This window comes from Cupriavidus taiwanensis LMG 19424, assembly GCF_000069785.1.
Lineage (GTDB): Bacteria > Pseudomonadota > Gammaproteobacteria > Burkholderiales > Burkholderiaceae > Cupriavidus > Cupriavidus taiwanensis.
The window spans coordinates 2,053,026-2,069,576 of sequence record NC_010528.1 but is presented as its reverse complement, the minus strand read 5'-3'; the positions used below and the strand labels follow the sequence as shown (position 1 = coordinate 2,069,576).

The window sequence follows — 16,551 nt, the reverse complement described above, 5'->3', positions numbered from 1 at the left end:
GTTCAGCGCGGACAAAGAAAGAGACGGCCCCAATGCTCGCCTATCTGCTCAAACGCATCCTGCTGATGATTCCGACGCTGGTCGGGGTCATCACGCTGACCTTTGTCGTGATCCAGTTCGTGCCGGGCGGCCCGGTCGAACAGATGATGATGGAGCTGAAAGGGCGGGGCGGCGCCGGCGAAGCCAGCGGCGGCGGCGCCGAATACCGCGGGCGGCGCGGCGTCGATCCCGACAAGATCAAGGAGATCCAGGCCCTCTACGGCTTCGACAAGCCGCCGCTGGAGCGCTACTTCCTGATGCTCAAGCGCTTTGCCCAGTTCGACCTGGGACAGAGCTATTTCCAGCACCGCAGCGTGTGGGAGTTGGTCAAGTCCAAGCTGCCGGTATCGGTCAGCCTGGGCTTGTGGACCTTTTTCCTGACCTACCTGATATCGGTGCCGCTCGGCATCTCCAAGGCGATCCGCGCGGGCAGCCGCTTCGACGTGGTGACCAGCATCATCGTGCTGGTCGGCTATGCCATTCCCGGCTTCGTGCTGGGCGTGCTGCTGCTGGTGGTATTCGGCGGCGGCACCTTCGTGCAGTGGTTTCCGCTGCGCGGGCTGACGTCCGACAACTGGGAGCAGCTGTCGCTGATGGGCAAGGTGATGGACTACCTGTGGCATCTGGTGCTGCCGATCACGGCGTCGGTGGTGGGCAGTTTCGCGGTCGTGACCATGCTGACCAAGAACGCCTTCCTCGAGGAAATCCGCAAGCAGTACGTGCTGACCGCGCGCGCCAAGGGCCTGGGCGAGCGCCGCGTGCTATGGAAGCACGTGTTCCGCAATGCCCTGATCCCGCTGGTGACCGGCTTCCCGGCGGCGTTCATCGGCGCTTTCTTCACCGGCTCGCTGCTGATCGAGACGCTGTTCTCGCTCGACGGGCTGGGCCTGCTGTCGTATGAGGCGGTGCTGCGGCGCGACTACCCGGTGGTGCTCGGCACGCTCTACCTGTTTACGCTGATCGGGCTGGTCACGCGCCTGATCTCCGACGTCTGCTACGTGCTGGTGGATCCGCGCATCCATTTCGAGGGCCTGCACCGATGAAACCATTCTCGCACGCGGCGCCCAACGGCCTGCCGCATTCGCCTTCGCCGCGCCAGCGCGCCTGGCAGCGTTTTCGCCGCAACCGGCGCGGCTACTGGAGCCTGGTGATCTTCGTCTTCATCTTCGTGCTCAGCCTGGGCGCCGAACTGCTGTCGAGCAACCGGCCGCTGGTGGTGCACTACAAGGGCGAATGGTATTTCCCCATCGTCAAGGTCTATCCGGAAACCACCTTCGACGGCGATTTCCCCACGCCGGCCGACTACCTGGACCCGTATATCCGCGACCGCATCACGACCAACGGCAATTTCGCGGTGTTTCCGCTGAACCGGTATTCGTACGATTCGCTCAACTACTTCGCCAAGGAACCGAACCCGGCGCCGCCCTCGGCCGAGAACTGGCTTGGCACTGACGACCGCGGCCGCGACGTGCTGGCGCGGCTGCTGTACGGCTTCCGGGTGTCGGTGCTGTTCGCGCTGGCGCTGACCGTGATCGGGGTGCTGGTCGGCACGCTGACGGGGGCGCTGATGGGCTTCTTCGGGGGGCGCTTCGACCTGTTCTCGCAACGCGCCATCGAGATCTGGAGCTCAATGCCGGAGCTGTACCTGCTGATCATCTTCGCCTCCATCTTCGAGCCCAGCCTGGCGCTGCTGATCATCCTGCTGTCTTTGTTCGGCTGGATGGGTCTGTCCGACTACGTGCGCGCCGAGTTCTACCGCAACCGCTCGCTCGACTACGTCAAGGCCGCGCGCGCCCTGGGACTGTCCAACGTGCAGATCATGTGGCGCCATATCCTGCCCAACAGCCTGACACCGGTGATCACCTTCCTGCCATTCCGCATGAGCGCGGCCATCCTGGCGCTGACCAGCCTGGACTTCCTCGGCCTTGGCGTGCCGCCCACCACCCCCAGCCTGGGCGAACTGCTGGCCCAGGGCAAGGCCAACCTCGACGCGTGGTGGATCTCGCTGTCGACCTTCGCCGTGCTGGTGGTGACGCTGCTGCTGCTGACCTTCATGGGCGACGCGCTGCGCGATGCCTTCGATACCCGGCTGGGCCTGGCCGCGCTGCGCGGCCGCGTCGAGCCCAAGGTTCCCGCCGGCGCGCCCACCGGCGCGGCTCCGGAGGCCACGCCATGACCGCGGTGTCCCAGATCACCGTGCCGGAGGTGGAGCCGGCGCCGATGCCCACGCCCGGATCCATGCTGATGTGCGTGGACAAGCTGTCGGTCACTTTCGGCCATGGCGAGCATGCCACCCGCGCCGTGCGCGATGTCAGCTTCGACCTGCGCGCCGGCGAGCGCTATGCGCTGGTGGGCGAGTCGGGTTCGGGCAAGACCGTGACCGCGCTGGCCATGCTGCGGCTGGTGGAGGACGCCTACTACGATGGCGCGATCCGTTTCGAGGGCAAGAACCTGCTGGAGGTCTCCGACCGCGAGATGCGCGCGATCCGCGGCGCCGAGATCGCGATGATCTTCCAGGAGCCGATGACCGCGCTGAACCCGCTGTACACCATTGGCAATCAGATCGTCGAGACCCTGGCGCTGCACGAAGGCCTGGACCGCCGCGCCGCGCGCGAGCGCGCCATCGCGCTGCTGGAACGCACCGGCATCAGCGACGCCGCGCATCGCTTCGACAGCTTCCCGCACCAGCTTTCGGGCGGCCAGCGCCAGCGCGCCATGATCGCCATGGCGCTGGCGTGCCGGCCCAAGCTGCTGCTGGCCGATGAGCCGACCACGGCGCTGGATGTCACCATCCGCGCGCAGATCATGGATCTGCTGCGCGACCTGCAGGCCGAGTTCGGCATGGCGGTGATGCTCATCACGCATGACCTCAACCTGGTGCGCTCCTTTGCGCAGCGCGTGGGCGTGATGGAGAAGGGCGTGCTGGTCGAGACCGGCGACACCGCCAGCGTATTCGCATCGCCCCAGCACCCCTACACCCGCAAGCTGATCGACAGCCGCCCGCGACGCGAGGTGCTGCCGCTGGTGCCGCTGGCGCCGGTGCTGCTCGAGGCGAACAAGCTCGGCGTCAGCTATGCGCGCAAGCGCCGCGGCCTGGCCGGGTGGTTCGGCAAGGACCAGTTCGCGGCGGTCAAGGATGTCGATTTCCAGCTGCGCGAGGGCGAGACCCTGGGCATCGTCGGCGAATCGGGCTCGGGCAAGACCACGCTGGCGCATACCGTGCTGGCGCTGCAGCGCAAGAGCGCGGGCACCATCCATTTCCTGGGCCGCAGCTTCGATACCGCCACCCGCGACGACCGCCGCAAGCTGCGCGCGCGCATGCAGGTGGTGTTCCAGGACCCGTTCGGCTCGCTGGCGCCGCGCATGACCATCGAGCAGATCGTCGGCGAAGGGCTGGCACTGCACCAGCCCGGGCTGTCGCGCGAGGCCTTGCGCCAGCGCGTGATCGAGGCGCTGCGCGAGGTCGGCCTGGACCGTACCGCGCTGGGTCGCTACCCGCACGAGTTCTCGGGCGGGCAGCGCCAGCGCATTGCCATCGCCCGCGTGCTGATCCTCAAGCCGCAGGTGCTGGTGCTGGACGAGCCGACCTCGGCGCTGGACGTGTCGATCCAGCAGCAGGTGCTGGCGCTGCTGTCCCAGTTGCAGCACAAGTACAACCTCAGCTACCTGTTTATCAGCCACGACCTGGCGGTGATCCGCGCCATGGCGCACCGGGTCATCGTGATGAAGGCGGGCGAGGTGGTCGAGTCCGGCGACACCGAAGTGGTGCTGGGGGCGCCGCAGCATCCCTATACGCGCAAGCTGATGGCGGCCGCGCAGGTTGGCGCAGCGTAGCCGGCGGCGCGGTTTGTTGCGCTGCGGCGCCGCTGCCGCCCGGCGCCGGCTAGCATCGAACCTTCTGATTAATCCGATAAAGAAGATGCGAAAACCGGTCTATATCGTTGATTCGGAAGCCAAATTCGTCGAATTTGTAACGAACTTTGACATGTGGATGACAACCCTTTACCATCCCGCCAGAACTAGTTTTGGGGGTGGTCCGTTCGGCGCATTCGCATATGCCATGCACTGGCGCGGTGCGGCTGCCGGCACGACGGCCTGGCGTGAAGCTTGCGTAGGGTCATGCCCCATAGTTCACCCGAGGATCGCCCGACGTCATTGAAACGTTCGCGCGACCTCCGCTCAATACCCAGCTGCCCCGGACTTTGTGCCGGGGCTTGCTTTGGAACGATCAACAGGAGAACCAATGCAGCGATCGGTGCTTCATTCCCTGGCGCGCGCCGCCGTCGGATTTGCCCTTGCCTGCGGTGCGACTGTGTCGAATGGAGTGCTGGCGGATACGGTGTTCAAGGATGCCGACACCCGTATCGAGTCCGCGGCCCCGGCCATGGATTCGCATGCGGAAGGCAAGCGCGGCTTGCTGTCGTCGGTGGTGAATTCCACCAGCAACGTTGCCAGCAAGGCTGGCGATCTGGTCATGAACGCGCTGGGCCTGATCGGCGTGCGTTACCGCTTCGGCGGCAACACGCCCGAATCCGGCCTCGATTGCAGCGGCTTCGTCCGCTACGTGTTCCACGACACCTTCGGCTTCATGCTGCCGCGCCGCTCCGTCGAAATCAGCCGCGTCGGCACCACCGTGGCCACCAGCGACCTGCGTCCGGGCGACCTCGTGTTCTTCAACACCATGCGCCAGACCTTCTCGCACGTCGGCATCTATATCGGCGACAACAAGTTCGTGCATGCGCCGTCCACCGGCAGCAAGATCCGGGTCGACGACATGCGCGCGGCGTACTGGGTGACCCGCTACAACGGTGCCCGCCGCATCGACGAAGGCAACGAGCGCAGCACCGAGAGCCTCGGCGACATGGTCGAGACGCTCAAGCGCTACGATCCCAAGGCTGCCCGCGCGTCGATGTACGGCGGCTGAGGCTTCGCGACGCTTCCAGCAAAAAAGGACTGCCACGGCAGTCCTTTTTTGCTTGGGCGCTACTGCGCCGCGACCTTGCCGGCCGGCGCCAGCCGGGCCTGTTCCAGCCGCTGCCGCAATGTTGCCATGACAGCGGCGGTTGCCTGTTCGCCCGCCAGCACGGCGCGGTTGCGCGCATTGAAGTCGCTGCCCCCCATGTCGGGCAGCTCGGGCCGGATCACCACGTCGGCACGCGCCAGCGCCATCTTGTTGATCGACTGGCCCATGATCGCGGTGGTCTGCAGCAGCACGCCGCTCTGGCCGGCGTGCTGCTGCGCCGACGGGTCGGCCGAAATATTGACCGCGATGACGAAGTCCGCGCCCATGCTGCGCGCGGAATCCACCGGCACCGGCTCGACCAGGCCGCCGTCGACATAGTCGTGGCCCTGGATCGATACCGGCTGGAACACGCCGGGCACGCTGCTGGAAGCGCGCACGGCCTGGCCCGTGTTGCCGCGCCGGAACAGGATCTTCTCGCCGCTCTTGAGGTCGGTGGCGACGATGCCCAGCGGCAGCTTCATGGCTTCGATGGTGCGGTTCTGCACCAGCCGGTTGACGTAGTTCTGCAGGGCCTCGCCCTTGAGCCAGCCGCCGAAGCGCGTGCCGAACGGCAGGGCCCAGTCGGCGATGGCGGCCTCGTCCATGGTCAGGGCAAGCTTGTTCAGCTGGAAGCCATTGAGCCCGCTGGCGTACAGCGCCGCCACGACCGCGCCGGCGCTGGTGCCGGTCACCAGGTCGGCGTGGATGCCCTGGGCCTCGAGCGCCTTGATCACGCCGATATGGGCAAAGCCGCGCGCCGCGCCGCCGCCCAGCGCCAGGCCGATCTTGACGGGCCGCGGGGCGGGTGGCGTGGCTGCGACCGGTGGCGCGGGGCGCGGGCCAAAGGCGCAGCCCGCCAGCAGGGCGGCGGCGGAAATGCCGAGGAAATGACGTCGTTGCATGCAGCGGGGAATGGGTAACGAGATGAGGCCGGCGGCGGCGGCGAGGCGGTGCGGGTGCTGCTTCGGGCATGTTCGCATCGCACGGCCTGGCTGCCAGCCACAGCTCAGACCGGCGCAAGCATAAATGATTCCGCCCGGCGCCGGTGCGTGCCGCGGGTCAGGCGAGGGTTGCGAAGCCGGGCAATACGCGTTGGTATAATGCAGGGCCCGCACATACACCAGCCTGCGCGCCGCCGCGCGCGGGCTTTCTTGTTTTTCCCCTGATCATGACCCAACGCGTCCGCACCCGTTTTGCGCCGAGCCCGACCGGCTTCATCCATCTCGGCAACATCCGCTCCGCGCTCTATCCCTGGGCCTTCGCCCGCCGCATGCAAGGCGACTTCATCCTGCGCATCGAGGACACCGACGTCGAGCGTTCGTCGCAGGAAGCGGTCGACGTGATCCTCGAGAGCATGGCCTGGCTGGAGCTGGATATCGACGAAGGGCCGTTCTACCAGATGCAGCGCATGGACCGCTATCGCGAGGTGGTGGCCCAGATGGTCGAGGCCGGGCTGGCCTACCGTTGCTACATGAGCACGGCAGAGCTGGACGCGTTGCGTGAAGCGCAGCGCGAGCGCGGCGAGAAGCCGCGCTATAACGGCTTCTGGCGCCCGGAGCCGGGCAAGGTCCTGCCCGAACCGCCGGCCGGCGTGGACCCGGTGATTCGCTTCAAGAACCCGATCGGCGGCAGCGTGGTGTGGGACGACGCGGTCAAGGGCCGCATCGAGATTTCCAACGACGAGCTTGACGACCTTGTGATCGCGCGCCCCGACGGCACGCCCACCTACAACTTCTGCGTGGTGGTGGACGACCTGGACATGCGCATCACGCACGTGATCCGCGGCGACGACCATGTCAACAACACGCCGCGCCAGATCAACATCATCCGCGCGCTGGGCGGCACGCCGCCGGTCTATGCGCACCTGCCGACCGTGCTCAACGAGCAGGGCGAGAAGATGAGCAAGCGCCATGGCGCGATGAGCGTGACCGGGTACCGTGACGAGGGCTACCTGCCGGAGGCGGTGCTGAACTACCTGGCGCGGCTGGGCTGGGCCCACGGCGATGCCGAGATCTTCTCGCGCGAACAGTTCGTCGAGTGGTTCGACCTCGAGCACCTGGGCAAGTCGCCTGCCCAGTACAACCCGGAGAAGCTGGCCTGGCTCAACAACCACTACATCAAGGTGGGCGACAACCAGCGCCTGGCCACGCTGACGCAGCCGTTCATCGAGGCGCTGGGCGGCAAGGTGGAGGGCGCGGACCTGGTCGGCGTGATCGCGCTGGTGAAGGACCGTGCCAACACGCTGAAGGAAGTCGCGCAGGCAGCGTTGCTGTTCTATCGCGGCGAGCCGCAGGCCGATGCCGCGCTCAAGGCCGAACACCTGACACCGGAAATCCAGCCTGCGCTGGCCGCGCTGTCGGCCCGGCTGGGCGCGTTGCCGTCGTGGACGCGAGAGGAGATCAGCGCCACCTTCAAGGCCGTGCTGGCCGAGTTCGGACTGAAGATGCCCAAGCTGGCCATGCCGGTGCGCCTGCTGGTGGCGGGGCAGCTGCAGACGCCGAGCATCGACGCGGTACTGGAACTGTTCGGACGCGACACGGTGTTGCGCCGCCTGGCTGCCGCTGCCTGATCGAACAACCAAGCGAGCAACCAGCGAGCAACCGAGGCGCCACCGGGCGCCTCCCAAAAAGACGCAAAAAAGTCCGCGCCGGGGCTTGCGCTTCGGCGGGGACTTGCGCATAATCTCGTTCTCCCTGCAGCGCGGTCAACGACCAAGCGGGCCGGCGGATCCGGAAGGATCCTCGTCAGTTCTGTACGGATTATCAAAGTGCAGGCAGGCGAAAAAAGCTGAAACGGGAGCTTGCAAAGATTAATGATTCATATATAATCTTGGCTTCGCTTGAAACGGTAGTTAATTCAAGCGAAAATGCAGCAAGTGGCAGTAAATAGAAGTACCATGGGGCTATAGCTCAGCTGGGAGAGCGCTTGCATGGCATGCAAGAGGTCAGCGGTTCGATCCCGCTTAGCTCCACCAAGATTCAGGCGCCAGCCATGCAGTATCGGTTGGTGCCAGACGGAACGTGTTGAAAGACAAGTTTCTGTCCCCTTCGTCTAGAGGCCTAGGACATCACCCTTTCACGGTGAGTACAGGGGTTCGAATCCCCTAGGGGACGCCAAAACAGCCGGGCGTAATCAGACGTCCAGCATGTCGTCTCGAGCGATAGCTTGAGGTGGCAGCCGACTAAGGAGTGGTAGTTCAGTCGGTTAGAATACCGGCCTGTCACGCCGGGGGTCGCGGGTTCGAGTCCCGTCCACTCCGCCAAAACTAAACCCGCATGGTGTTTGCACCATGCGGGTTTTTCTTTTGGGTGAGGGATTATGTTGTGAATCGCGGTAAATGCAATAAAATATGTTGCATTCGTTGTCAAAATCGCTATATAATCCTGTCTTCGCTGCAAACGCTGCGCAAGCTGCGGCGGCAGAAGAATCCAGCAGTAACCGTCCAGAGTACCGGATACGGGGCTATAGCTCAGCTGGGAGAGCGCTTGCATGGCATGCAAGAGGTCAGCGGTTCGATCCCGCTTAGCTCCACCAGAATCTGGGAAGCGTCTGAAAAGAGGCTTCCCAAGCGCGAAAAAGACTGCTATGATGGCGGACTTTCCAGCGCAAGGCAGAAAACGCGTTGAACAACAAGTTTCTGTCCCCTTCGTCTAGAGGCCTAGGACATCACCCTTTCACGGTGAGTACAGGGGTTCGAATCCCCTAGGGGACGCCAAAACAGCCGGGCGTAATCAGACGTCCAGCATGTCGTCTCAAGCAATAGCTTGAGGCGGCAGCCGACTAAGGAGTGGTAGTTCAGTCGGTTAGAATACCGGCCTGTCACGCCGGGGGTCGCGGGTTCGAGTCCCGTCCACTCCGCCAATTTTGAAAAGCCCGCGCAAGCGGGCTTTTTCTTTTGTACGCATCGAAACTGCTGGCCGCCTGCTTGGGGCGACCTTGTGAGCGATTCAGTTTTCCGGATCCTTGCTGACCCGGCTGAAATACCGCACCAGCAGCACGCCCGCCAGGGCCAGGCTCAGGCTGTTGGCCAGCCAGAAGCCGCTCGCGCCGCGCGTGAAGGCGGGCAGGCCGTCGATCAGGCCAAAGCCCAGCACGTAGCCGCCACCCAGTCCAATGCCCCAGAGCGAGCCGGCGTAGATCACCGTCGGGATCAGCGCGATCTTGTATGCGCGCAGGATAAAGGCCGTCATCACCTGCACCGCGTCGAAGGCCTGGTAGAACGCCACGAACAGCACCAGCGGCAGCGCCGCAGCGACCACCGCGGGATCGCTGGCATAGGCGTCCAGCACCGGCTTGCGCAGCAGCCACAGCAGGGCGCCGGTCAGCACCGCGAGCAGCACCGCCATGCGGATGCCGCGCCAGGCGAGGCGGCTGGCGCCGGCCCGGTCACGCGCGCCGAGATGCTGCGCCACCAGCGTCGAGGTGGCGATCCCCAGCGACAGCGGCAGCATGTAGGCTACCGCCCCCAGGTTGGCGATGATCTGGTGGCCGGCGAGCGTGACCGTGCCCAGGCGCGTGATGAAGATAGACATCAGCGTGAACGACGTGATCTCGATCAGGTAGGTCAGCCCCATCGGCACGCCCAGCCGCAACAGTGCGCGCAGCGGCGCGGCGGCGGGCCAGCTCCAGGTATCGAAGATGCGCAGCGCATGATAGGCGCTGCCATACCGCAGGATCAGCACCCCCGCAATGCACCAGGTCCAGCTGATCAGCGTCGAGGCCAGGCCGCAACCGGGGCCGCCCATCTCGGGCACGCCCAGGCCGCCATGGATGAACCAGGCATTGAGCGGCACCTTCAGCGCCAGCCCGCCGACCTGCAGCACCGTCACCATGATCGGCCGGGACAGCGCGTTGTTCAGCGCCGAGTAGATGCGGAAGGCCAGGGCCGCCGGCAAGCCGAAGGCGCCGAAATGCAGGTAAGCGGTAGCCTTTTCCACCAGCTCGGGCGGGGCCTTGGCGAAGGCGAGCAAGGGGCCGGGAAAAGCCAGCAGCAGCACGCCGGGCACCGCCAGCGCCAGCCCAAGCCATGCCGCCTGCCGGACTTCCGCGCCGATGGCTTCGAGGCGGCCGGCGCCATAGAGCTGGCCGGCGATGGGCGACAGCGCCTGCAACACGCCCATCAGGCTGATATAGATGGTCACGTAGATCGATCCGCCCAGCCCTACGGCAGCGAGGTCGGTGGCGGACGCGCGTCCGGCCATCACGGTATCGATCACGCCGAAGGCGATCACGGCGAGTTGCCCGGCCAGCACGGGGGCGGCCAGGGCGGCAATGCGGCGAAGGTCTTGGAACAATGTCATTCAAGGCTCGGCAGGGGGCGGGCTGGCAGTCCAGCCCCGCAGCCGCCTGCGGCCGGAATGGTTCGGGGGCGCGTCAGGCGCTGCGGTGTATCGGGGGTGGCGACCTTGACGGCCACCTGCGGCTACCGGCGGACCTGGCCCGCCTCAAGGCTGGCGCGGCAGGCGGCGTCGCGGCAGGTCCGGACGCGGGTGGACTGCGCGTGCGGTATCGACCAGGCGATACATGCGGAAGCGCTCGTCGCGGTCGGCCGGGCGCCGGCCTTCCCAGATCAGCCGCCACTCGAAGTGCGAGATATTGCCCGGCTCGCCGTAGTCGACCGAATCGTGGCGCAGCAGCACGTCGCAGCCGTCGTTGGGCCCGCCGAAGCGGATATGGCCGAAGTACGCGAACGACGCCAGCTGCGCATCGCCCATGCGGATCGGCTGCACGCACTGGTAGGCCGCGGGCAGCGCCATCGACGCCGCCTGGGCCACGTCGCGATAGGTCTTGCCGTAGTTGATCGACGGCAGCCACAGCGTCATCGCCATCACCCACATCAGCGTGGTGCCGGCCGCGGAAATCACCACCGGGCGCCAGATCTGCTTTGGCGCGCGCGACAGGCGCCAGCGCACGATCAGAACCCAGGCGACCGTCGCCGCCAGCGCAAACATCACCGCGGCGACGGTGAATTCATGCTGGTAGCCCGGCAGCTGGCGAAACACATTGCGCGCGATGCGCGGCGGCCAGCCGGTAGTCTTGGCGATCCACATGAACCACACGGTGCCGCCGAAGATAGTGAAAAACAGCAGCGCGAACCAGTCGATGGCGTTGATCACGCCGCGCGCCAGCGTCGGCAGGGCAAAGGCGGCCAGCACAGCCATCGGCGGCAGCAGCAGGATGAACTGCACGTCGCCGGCACTGCGTTGCAGGAACAGCAGGATCAGCACCGGCAGCAGCAGCGCCAGCGGCGCCGCGACATGGGGCGCGCGGCGCATCCCGGTCCAGGCGATCCAGGCCCAGCCAGCGATCGGCCACACCGGCCACGTGTACAGGAACAGGTTGCGCATGTTGAAGCCGAACGTCGCCATATTGGGCGAGCCGTAGCTGCGGCGGTCATAGCGCGACCATTCGCGGATAAACGTGACGGCCTCGTTGCGGTCGGCCGCGCCGAAATACGCGGCCGCCAGCCATGCGGCCACGACCAGCAGGCCCAGCGGAATCGCGACGGCGGCAAGCCGCCGCCATGGCAGCGGCCTGCACACCAGCGCGCAGACTGCCGTGCCCAGCAGCAGCGCCAGCGCCAGCAGCGGCCCGCTGGCAAGGGTCAGGCCGCCCAGCGCGGCGCCATAGATCAGGCTGCCCTGGGTCGGCTTGTCGAGACTGCGCACCATGCCGTACAGCGCCAGCGCGATGAACGCGACCTGGCCAACCTGCGGCGTGGTCTCGTGCCCGCGCATGGCCAGGCCCACGCAGGCGAGGAAGATCAGCAGCGCGCCGTCGGCGAGCGTGCGGCCGTAGTCGCGCGCATTGGGCTGGCCGCCGAAAGCGTAGGCAAAGGGCTGGACCTCATCGCGCCGGCCCAGCAGGTAGGTGGTGTACCAGATGCAGGCGCAGGTCGCGAAGAAGAACAGCGCGGTTGCCAGCCGCGCCGCGTCGGTCGCGCCCAGCCAGCCGCCAAAGCCGCGGATCATCAGCGCGCCGATCCAGAACACCAGCGGGCCGTCCTCGCTGTACGGGCGGCCGACGATGTTCGGCATCAGCCAGTCGTGCGTGCTGCCGGTGGCCAGCTGCCACATCACGCCGAAGCCCGCGGCGTCCTCGTTCTTCCAAGGGTCGCGCCCGAACAGGCCGACCAGGCCGTAGATGATGCAGATGGCCAGCAGCAGCGCGCGCGGCAGGGCGCCGGTGGCGGCTGCGGTCAACTGGACGGGTGAGGTGTTGGCTTGACGCATCGATGCTCAGGTCGGGCCGTGGCGCCATGGCGCGAAGGCCACAGTATCGCGCATGCGGCGGCCGCGTGGCCGTGGCATGGCGTGGAAGCCTCACGGAATGTGGGGGTAAGCCCTGATGGCGGGCCGTGCCGGCCAACCGCTCCGGCACAAAAGCAAAGAGGCAGCCGATGCTGCCTCTGTGCTGGTTCGCGCGTGCCCGGAGCCTGTCCGCGGCATGCGCGATGCGGGGTCGCTGAACGCGATTACTTCGCAGCCTTGCCCAGCTTGTTGCCGAACTTCTGGCGGAACTTTTCCACGCGGCCGGCGGTGTCCATGATCTTCTGGGTGCCGGTGTAGAAGGGGTGCGATTCCGACGAGACTTCGATCTTGGCCAGCGGGTATTCCTTGCCGTCCTTCACGATCGTGTCCTTGGTCTGGATGGTCGAGCGGGTAATGAAGCTGAAGTCGCTGGACATGTCCTGGAACACGACTTCGCGGTAATTCGGGTGAATGCCTTCTTTCATGATGAGTCCTTTCTGGTTGGGTAGCCAGTCCGTTGCAATCCGCAGTTCTCCGCCAGGGGAGAAGGCATGGCGCGGCGACGAACGAACCACTTGCCGATTACGGGCAAACCGGGATTATGGCAGAAAAACAAATACTTGGGGAAGGGTGTACGGGGCATCGGACCAACAAAGTGTTGCGCAGAAAAAGCGCCTCATATTTCACATCGTGGCCGGATCCTGCCGATAGAACGCCGCCAGCGACTGGTAAACCACGGGCCAGTGCCGCGCCAGTCCGACCGGCTCGACAAAAAATGCCTCCGAGGTCACTGCAAAGAATTCGCTGGGCGCCTCGCTGCCGTAGGGGTCGATGATGCGCAGTGCCGCCGGCAGGCGCTCCGGGTGCTCCCAGTCGGCCTCGTCGCGCGCGTCCCAGGCTTCGGCAAAGCGATCGTACTCGGTCAGGAAGGCCTCGGCCCAGGCCTCGGCGTCGACGTCCGGATGCAGCACGCGCGAGAACGCCGGCACGCCGTCGGGCTCGCCGTCGAGCATGTCGAGCTTGTGGGCGAATTCGTGGATGACCACGTTGTAGGTATCCGCCGGCAATTCATGATCGGTGTCGAGGCCCGCGCCGGGGCTGTGCACGTCGGGCCAGGACAGGATCACCGGCCCATGCTCCCAGGCTTCGCCGCTGGCTTCCTCGACCACGCCATGGACCAGGCCGATCTCGTCCTGCACGGTTCGCCGGATGATGAACTCGCCCGGATAGAGCACGATGCCATGCCAGCCGCGATACCACGGCAGCCCCAGTTTCAGGATCGGCACGCAGGCCTGCACGGCGACGCTTACCACCATGTCGTCGGCGAGCGGCAAGTCATGCGCGGTGGAGTATTCCTTCTCGGCGATAAACAGCGTTGCCAGCTCGCGCAGCGCCGCCAGGTCCGCGCTGCCATAGCGCTGCACGAACGGCAGCGTGGCCACGGTGCGCGACCATAGCGCGTCGGGAATGGCGTAGTGCTCCAGCTTGCGGGCGCGCGAGCGCGAGCGCAGGAATGCGGTCAGTTTGCCAAGCATGACATCGTCGAAAAACAAAAAAGGCGTGCCGCGGCACGCCCTTGTGTCTGCGTTGCGGCACGGCCGCAGCGAGGCTTAGCCGCCTCGGCGCATCATATCGAAAAACTCGGCGTTGTTCTTGGTGGCCTTCATCTTGTCCATGATGAATTCCATCGCCTGCACTTCGTCCATGTCGGAGATGAACTTGCGCAGCACCCAGATCTTCTGCAGGATGTCCGGCTTGATCAGCAGTTCTTCGCGGCGCGTGCCGGACTTGTTCAGGTTGATCGAAGGGTAGACGCGCTTTTCGGCCAGGCGGCGTTCCAGGTGCACTTCCATGTTGCCGGTGCCCTTGAACTCTTCGTAGATCACGTCGTCCATGCGGCTGCCGGTCTCGATCAGCGCGGTGGCGATGATGGTCAGCGAGCCGCCTTCCTCCAGGTTGCGCGCGGCGCCGAAGAAGCGCTTGGGGCGCTGCAGCGCGTTGGCGTCGACACCGCCGGTCAGCACCTTGCCCGAGGCCGGCACCACCGTGTTGTAGGCGCGCGCCAGGCGGGTGATCGAGTCCAGCAGGATCACCACATCGCGCTTCAGCTCGACCAGGCGCTTGGCTTTCTCGATCACCATCTCGGCGACCTGGACGTGGCGGATGGCCGGTTCGTCGAAGGTGGAGGCGACCACCTCGCCGCGCACCGAGCGCTGCATCTCGGTCACTTCTTCCGGACGCTCGTCGATCAGCAGCACGAACAGGTCGGCTTCCGGATGATTGTTGGCGATCGCGTGCGCAATATGCTGCAGCATCACGGTCTTGCCGGACTTGGGCGACGCCACCAGCAGCGCGCGCTGGCCGCGGCCGATCGGCGCGATCATGTCGATGATGCGGCCGGTGATGTTCTCTTCGGCCTTGATGTCACGTTCGAGCGTGAGCGGCCGGTTCGGATGCAGCGGCGTCAGGTTCTCGAACATGATGCGGTTCTTGACCGCTTCGGGCGCCTGGCCGTTGACCTTGTCCACCTTCACCAGCGCGAAATAGCGTTCGCCGTCCTTGGGCGTGCGCACCTCGCCCTCGATCGAATCGCCGGTGTGCAGGTTGAAGCGGCGGATCTGCGACGGGCTGATGTAGATGTCGTCCGTGCTGGCCAGGTAGGAGGTCTCGGGCGAGCGCAGGAAACCGAAGCCGTCAGGCAGAACTTCCAGGGTGCCGTCTCCGTAGATGGTTTCGCCCATCTTGGCGCGCTTCTTCAGGATCGCAAACATCAGTTCTTGTTTGCGCATCCGCTGTGCGTTGTCGATCTCGAGCGTAGCCGCCATTTCGAGAAGCGCAGACACGTGAAGCGATTTGAGTTCTGTCAGGTGCATAGACGAGGGGTACAGATGGGCCCGGACGGGCGAGACCTAAAGGAAGGGGGAGAAATGAGCGAACGCTCGGGGAGTTGTTGGTGGCATCTTAGCACAATCCGACCGGCGCGCCAGGGTGTGGCGCACGCACGTCGGATCGTGACGAAACCGGGACCGTGGGTCGGGTCCCGGCGCGCAGCTTACAGGTTGCCGTCGAGGAAGGCAGTCAGTTGCGACTTCGACAGCGCGCCGACCTTCTGGGCCGCGACCGCGCCGTTCTTGAACAGGATCAGCGTCGGGATGCCGCGGATGCCGAACTTGGCCGGCACTTGCTGGTTTTCATCGACATTGATCTTGGCGATCTGCAGCTTGTCGCCGTAGTCCTTGGCGACTTCGTCCAGAATCGGCGCGATCATCTTGCAGGGGCCGCACCATTCCGCCCAGAAATCGAGCAGGACGGGCTTGTCGGACTGGAGGACGTCAGCGTCGAACGAGGCGTCGCTCACATACTTGATTTGTTCGCTCATGGCGGAAAACCTCTGGTTTCGCTCTGTTTATGTTGAAGGCTGGACGGCCGAACCGTTACCTTACACGAGATTGCGCGGACCCGTCGGGCCGCCTCTTTGCGCCTGAAGCAGGCGGTGGAGGCCGCTACCGCGCCCGGTGCTGACGATATGTTACCAGTTTGCCGATTTTCAAGACCGGCCGCCGGCACATCCGGCAAGCCCGGGCAAAACATGGGAGTTCGGGCCCGCAAACAATGCCGTCATTCTGGTGCAAAGGTTTAATTCATTGAAATGCTTATTTTCAATGGCGGCGAGAGTTTTACCCAATCGCCGAGGTCAGGAGGCGGGGGGTGTCATAGAATGCACTTATGCGCGCCGCGGTGCCGGACGCGTACCGCGTGCGCGTAGAATAGAAGCGGTTCGCACGGCGCCCGGTGGGCGACTCGCGGCGCACCATCCATGCACCCTGCGCCCCTGACTAGGTCATCGACATGAACACCGATCCCCGCAAGCCTTCGCAGCCCGAGCCCGGCCAGGCGCCGGACGTCGACCACCTGAGCGATGCGCTGGACCATCTCAGCAGCGCCGTGGAGACCAACAGCATTGCCAGCGGCGCCGCCCGCGGCCTGGTCTACAGCATCATCGAAACGCTCGGCACGCTGGTGGGCGATCCCGACCTGCCCGAACATGCGCGCTCCGGCTACGAAGGGCTGCTCGAAACCGCGCGCGAAATCCGCGCCCGCCTGGAAGGCGGTTCTGACTGAAGCGGCGGGGCTGTTCCCGTACCGCGGTGCCCCCGCCGCCGGACGCGCCGGCTGGCGGCGCCGCGCCATTGTTGCCTTGCTTCCTGATGCGTTTCCGATCGACGCCGTTCCGCAGCCTTGCGGCCAACGCCTCAATGA

The 16,551-nt window shown here is 65.5% G+C and carries 13 protein-coding genes and 6 tRNA genes; 12 read left to right on the top strand and 7 right to left on the bottom strand.

Going from position 1 to position 16,551, the window contains the following annotated elements; all coding sequences use genetic code 11:
- Positions 1–32 precede the first annotated feature (32 nt).
- The 4 genes from RALTA_RS09445 to RALTA_RS09430 all read left to right on the top strand — a co-directional run bounded on the left by RALTA_RS09445 (position 33) and on the right by RALTA_RS09430 (position 4,963).
- Positions 33–1,082, top strand: a complete 1,050-nt coding sequence (locus RALTA_RS09445) for a microcin C ABC transporter permease YejB (RefSeq protein ID WP_012353204.1) — start codon at positions 33–35, stop codon at positions 1,080–1,082.
- Positions 1,079–2,215 (top strand): ABC transporter permease, encoded by a 1,137-nt coding sequence (locus RALTA_RS09440; RefSeq protein ID WP_012353203.1) that lies wholly within the window; start codon positions 1,079–1,081, stop codon positions 2,213–2,215. The genes RALTA_RS09445 and RALTA_RS09440 overlap by 4 nt, the downstream gene beginning before the upstream one ends.
- Positions 2,216–2,259: 44 nt before the next feature.
- A complete protein-coding gene (locus tag RALTA_RS09435) occupies positions 2,260–3,873 on the top strand; it encodes an ABC transporter ATP-binding protein (protein WP_240991113.1) in 1,614 nt (537 codons plus the stop codon).
- A 409-nt stretch (positions 3,874–4,282) separates the two neighbouring features.
- Entirely contained in the window at positions 4,283–4,963 is a 681-nt protein-coding gene (locus tag RALTA_RS09430; RefSeq protein ID WP_012353200.1) for a C40 family peptidase, read from the top strand.
- A 59-nt stretch (positions 4,964–5,022) separates the two neighbouring features.
- Here the strand turns inward: RALTA_RS09430 and RALTA_RS09425 are convergent, their stop codons facing one another.
- Positions 5,023–5,943: a patatin-like phospholipase family protein gene (locus RALTA_RS09425; RefSeq protein ID WP_012353199.1), complete on the bottom strand. Its 921-nt coding sequence runs from the start codon at positions 5,941–5,943 to the stop codon at positions 5,023–5,025.
- Positions 5,944–6,209: 266 nt separating this feature from the next.
- Between RALTA_RS09425 and gltX the strand changes: the two genes are divergently transcribed.
- The 7 genes from gltX (at position 6,210) to RALTA_RS09390 (ending at position 8,902) form a co-directional block, all read left to right on the top strand.
- Positions 6,210–7,610 (top strand): glutamate--tRNA ligase, encoded by a 1,401-nt coding sequence (gene gltX / locus RALTA_RS09420; RefSeq protein ID WP_012353198.1) that lies wholly within the window; start codon positions 6,210–6,212, stop codon positions 7,608–7,610.
- A gap of 329 nt (positions 7,611–7,939) precedes the next feature.
- Positions 7,940–8,015 (top strand) — tRNA-Ala (locus RALTA_RS09415).
- A gap of 66 nt (positions 8,016–8,081) precedes the next feature.
- Positions 8,082–8,157: transfer RNA gene (locus RALTA_RS09410), tRNA-Glu, on the top strand.
- Positions 8,158–8,226: 69 nt separating this feature from the next.
- Positions 8,227–8,303, top strand: a tRNA-Asp gene (locus RALTA_RS09405).
- 196 nt (positions 8,304–8,499) lie between these two features.
- Positions 8,500–8,575: transfer RNA gene (locus RALTA_RS09400), tRNA-Ala, on the top strand.
- Between the two features lie 105 nt (positions 8,576–8,680).
- Positions 8,681–8,756 (top strand) — tRNA-Glu (locus RALTA_RS09395).
- 69 nt (positions 8,757–8,825) lie between these two features.
- Positions 8,826–8,902: transfer RNA gene (locus tag RALTA_RS09390), tRNA-Asp, on the top strand.
- A gap of 86 nt (positions 8,903–8,988) precedes the next feature.
- Here RALTA_RS09390 and RALTA_RS09385 read toward each other — a convergent pair.
- The 6 genes from RALTA_RS09385 to trxA form a co-directional block, all read right to left on the bottom strand.
- Positions 8,989–10,341 carry an MATE family efflux transporter gene (locus RALTA_RS09385; protein WP_012353197.1) on the bottom strand — a complete coding sequence of 451 codons (1,353 nt, stop codon included), beginning with the start codon at positions 10,339–10,341 and terminating at the stop codon, positions 8,989–8,991.
- A 144-nt stretch (positions 10,342–10,485) separates the two neighbouring features.
- Positions 10,486–12,273: an ArnT family glycosyltransferase gene (locus RALTA_RS09380; protein ID WP_012353196.1), complete on the bottom strand. Its 1,788-nt coding sequence runs from the start codon at positions 12,271–12,273 to the stop codon at positions 10,486–10,488.
- 242 nt (positions 12,274–12,515) lie between these two features.
- Positions 12,516–12,776 carry a type B 50S ribosomal protein L31 gene (locus RALTA_RS09375; RefSeq protein WP_012353195.1) on the bottom strand — a complete coding sequence of 87 codons (261 nt, stop codon included), beginning with the start codon at positions 12,774–12,776 and terminating at the stop codon, positions 12,516–12,518.
- Positions 12,777–12,974: 198 nt separating this feature from the next.
- Complete coding sequence (locus tag RALTA_RS09370; RefSeq protein WP_012353194.1) at positions 12,975–13,826, bottom strand: M90 family metallopeptidase; 852 nt, start codon at positions 13,824–13,826, stop codon at positions 12,975–12,977.
- A 75-nt stretch (positions 13,827–13,901) separates the two neighbouring features.
- A complete protein-coding gene (gene rho, locus RALTA_RS09365; protein WP_012353193.1) occupies positions 13,902–15,164 on the bottom strand; it encodes a transcription termination factor Rho in 1,263 nt (420 codons plus the stop codon).
- Between the two features lie 179 nt (positions 15,165–15,343).
- Positions 15,344–15,670: a thioredoxin TrxA gene (gene trxA, locus RALTA_RS09360; protein WP_010814265.1), complete on the bottom strand. Its 327-nt coding sequence runs from the start codon at positions 15,668–15,670 to the stop codon at positions 15,344–15,346.
- Positions 15,671–16,140: 470 nt separating this feature from the next.
- Between trxA and RALTA_RS09355 the strand changes: the two genes are divergently transcribed.
- Positions 16,141–16,413 carry a hypothetical protein gene (locus RALTA_RS09355; protein ID WP_012353192.1) on the top strand — a complete coding sequence of 91 codons (273 nt, stop codon included), beginning with the start codon at positions 16,141–16,143 and terminating at the stop codon, positions 16,411–16,413.
- The last annotated feature ends 138 nt before the right edge of the window (positions 16,414–16,551 follow it).

Excerpts from the sequence above, each read along its gene's own strand:
- RALTA_RS09370 (WP_012353194.1), bottom strand. The coding sequence starts at position 13,826 with ATGCTTGGCAAACTGACCGCATTCCTGCGCTCGCGCTCGCGCGCCCGC.
- RALTA_RS09375 (WP_012353195.1), bottom strand. The coding sequence starts at position 12,776 with ATGAAAGAAGGCATTCACCCGAATTACCGCGAAGTCGTGTTCCAGGAC.
- RALTA_RS09355 (WP_012353192.1), top strand. The coding sequence starts at position 16,141 with ATGAACACCGATCCCCGCAAGCCTTCGCAGCCCGAGCCCGGCCAGGCG.
- RALTA_RS09430 (WP_012353200.1), top strand. The coding sequence starts at position 4,283 with ATGCAGCGATCGGTGCTTCATTCCCTGGCGCGCGCCGCCGTCGGATTT.
- RALTA_RS09440 (WP_012353203.1), top strand. The coding sequence starts at position 1,079 with ATGAAACCATTCTCGCACGCGGCGCCCAACGGCCTGCCGCATTCGCCT.
- RALTA_RS09385 (WP_012353197.1), bottom strand. The coding sequence starts at position 10,341 with ATGACATTGTTCCAAGACCTTCGCCGCATTGCCGCCCTGGCCGCCCCC.
- RALTA_RS09445 (WP_012353204.1), top strand. The coding sequence starts at position 33 with ATGCTCGCCTATCTGCTCAAACGCATCCTGCTGATGATTCCGACGCTG.
- RALTA_RS09435 (WP_240991113.1), top strand. The coding sequence starts at position 2,260 with ATGCCCACGCCCGGATCCATGCTGATGTGCGTGGACAAGCTGTCGGTC.
- gltX (WP_012353198.1), top strand. The coding sequence starts at position 6,210 with ATGACCCAACGCGTCCGCACCCGTTTTGCGCCGAGCCCGACCGGCTTC.
- RALTA_RS09425 (WP_012353199.1), bottom strand. The coding sequence starts at position 5,943 with ATGCAACGACGTCATTTCCTCGGCATTTCCGCCGCCGCCCTGCTGGCG.
- rho (WP_012353193.1), bottom strand. The coding sequence starts at position 15,164 with ATGCACCTGACAGAACTCAAATCGCTTCACGTGTCTGCGCTTCTCGAA.
- RALTA_RS09380 (WP_012353196.1), bottom strand. The coding sequence starts at position 12,273 with ATGCGTCAAGCCAACACCTCACCCGTCCAGTTGACCGCAGCCGCCACC.
- trxA (WP_010814265.1), bottom strand. The coding sequence starts at position 15,670 with ATGAGCGAACAAATCAAGTATGTGAGCGACGCCTCGTTCGACGCTGAC.